At 71.9% G+C, this 2,468-nt stretch carries 2 protein-coding genes; both read left to right on the forward strand.

Annotated elements, in window-relative coordinates; genetic code table 11:
* Positions 1-291 precede the first annotated feature (291 nt).
* A complete protein-coding gene (locus tag V7E46_RS33295; RefSeq protein ID WP_333771891.1) occupies positions 292-741 on the forward strand; it encodes a PTS sugar transporter subunit IIA in 450 nt (149 codons plus the stop codon).
* Between the two features lie 10 nt (positions 742-751).
* Positions 752-2,422 (forward strand): phosphoenolpyruvate--protein phosphotransferase, encoded by a 1,671-nt coding sequence (gene ptsP / locus V7E46_RS33300; RefSeq protein ID WP_333771892.1) that lies wholly within the window; start codon positions 752-754, stop codon positions 2,420-2,422.
* Positions 2,423-2,468: the final 46 nt, after the last annotated feature.

A 2,468-nucleotide genomic window follows, 5' to 3' on the forward strand; every position in this document is an offset into this window, starting at 1 on the left:
CCTCCGGGCTTTCCCTTCGTTGTGTCTCCGACTTTAGCAGAAGCTTTTCGGTCGGATTTACCAACCCCGTTCCGAGCACGCACGTTTCCGCGGGTCTCGTCGAGGCGGTTGTGCCAACGTACTGGACTCGTCTGTCCCGGAGCAAATCGGGGGTGGGGATCCGGACGGCCGTGCGATCGGTACGCCTCGGGCGGAATCACCACTTGCCATGACTTAGGCTGCTCACGCGGCTCGCCGTCCCGTGACAGGCTGCGACGGCGTTTTTGATCTCCGCATCTAGGAGGCTTCCCCATGACGACCGTTTCGTCTCCCCTCGCCGGCCGGGCCATCGGGCTCGCGGCAGTGCCCGACCCGGTGTTCTCCGGGGCGATGGTGGGTCCCGGTACGGCCATCGACCCGGTGCGCGAGCCCGGTGAGGCGGTGTCTCCGGTGGACGGGGTGATCGTCTCCCTGCACCCGCACGCCTTCGTCGTCGTGGACGACGCCGGCCACGGAGTGCTGACCCATCTTGGCATCGACACTGTTCAGCTCAATGGAGAGGGCTTCGAGCTGCTGGTGTCGAAGGGCGACACCGTGGCCCGCGGCGAGGCCGTCGTGCGCTGGGACCCGGCAGCCGTCGAGGCGTCGGGGAAGTCCCCGATCTGCCCGGTGGTCGCGCTGGAGGCCACCGCCGACGCACTGACCGAGCTGGTCGAGTCCGCCGACGTGGCGGCCGGTGACACTGTCTTCAGCTGGAAGTAGGCCGGTACCCATGGAGACAACGCTGCAGGGCGTCGGAGTCAGCCACGGTGTGGCGATCGGCGAGGTACGGCACATGGGTACGGCGGTTCTGGAGCCGCCGGCCAAGCAGATCGCGTCCGGGGACACCGCGCGTGAGCAGGGGCGGGCCCGGCAGGCGGTGGAGGCGGTGGCCGCGGACCTCAACGCCAGGGGCCAACTGGCCGGTGGTGAGGCGCAGGCGGTGCTCGAGGCCCAGTCGCTGATGGCGCTCGACCCGGAGCTGATGGCCGACATCGAGCGCAGGGTCGCGGTGGGCAGTACGGCCGAGCGTGCCGCCTACGACGCTTTCGCCTCCTACCGTGCGCTGCTCGCCGGCGCCGGCGACTATCTGGCCGGGCGGGTCGCGGACCTCGATGACGTACGGAACCGGATCGTGGCGCGGCTGCTGGGGGTGCCGATGCCGGGGGTGCCGGACAGTGATGAGCCTTATGTGCTGATCGCACGGGATCTGGCGCCGGCCGACACGGCGCTGCTCGACCCGGCGCTGGTGCTGGGCTTCGTCACCGAGGAGGGCGGGCCTACCAGTCACAGCGCGATTCTGGCGCGGGCGCTGGGTGTGCCCGCGGTGGTGGCGCTGCCGGGCGCTGGTGAACTGTCCGAAGGGACGGTGATCGCGGTGGACGGCAGCAGCGGCCAGGTGTTCGTCGAGCCGAGCGCGGAGCGGCGCGCCGCGTTGACCGAGGCGGCGGCCGAGCGCAAGGCGGCACTGGCCGCGTCGTCGGGACCGGGTGCGACGTCGGACGGGCACAGGGTGCCGCTGCTGGCGAATGTCGGCGGTCCGGCGGATGTGCCCGCCGCGGTGGCGGCGGGTGCGGAGGGCGTGGGGCTCTTCCGTACCGAGTTCCTCTTCCTGGACGACTCGGCGACGGCGCCGTCGCAGGAGCAGCAGGTCGAGGCGTACCGGCAGGTGCTGACGGCGTTCCCCGGCGGCCGGGTGGTGGTGCGCGTGCTGGACGCGGGCGCCGACAAGCCGCTGGACTTCCTGACGCCGGCGGACGAGCCGAACCCCGCGCTCGGTGTGCGCGGGCTGCGCTCGCTGCTGGACCATCCGGAGGTGTTGCGCACCCAGCTGCGGGCGCTGACGGCGGCCGCGGCCGGGCTGCCGGTGCATCTGGAGGTCATGGCGCCGATGGTGGCCGACCGGCAGGACGCGAAGGCGTTCGCCGACGCCTGTCGTGCGGCGGGACTCGCGGCGAAGTCCGGCGCCATGGTGGAGATCCCGTCGGCCGCTCTGCGGGCCATGTCGATTCTGCAGGAGGTGGAGTTCCTTTCGCTCGGCACGAACGATCTGGCGCAGTACACCTTTGCCGCCGACCGGCAGGTGGGCGCGGTCGCGCGGTTGCAGGACCCGTGGCAGCCCGCGCTGCTCGACCTGGTGGCGCTGGCCGCCGAGGCGGCCAAGGCCGAGGGGAAGAGCTGCGGTGTGTGCGGCGAGGCGGCGGCGGATCCGCTGCTGGCGTGTGTGCTGACCGGTCTCGGTGTCACCAGCCTTTCGATGGGTGCGGCGTCGATTCCTTATGTGCGGGCGACGCTGGCGAAGTACACGCTGGCGCAGTGCGAGCGAGCGGCGGCTGCGGCGCGGGCGACCGACAGCGCGGACGAGGCACGGCGGGCCGTGCAGGGTGTGCTGTCCGGCGAGTAGCCGGCGGGCGGCGGGGGCGGCGGGTCGTCGCCCCCTCCCGGGGAAG

It is taken from the genome of Streptomyces sp. IBSBF 2435 (genome assembly GCF_036815005.1).
GTDB lineage: Bacteria > Actinomycetota > Actinomycetes > Streptomycetales > Streptomycetaceae > Actinacidiphila.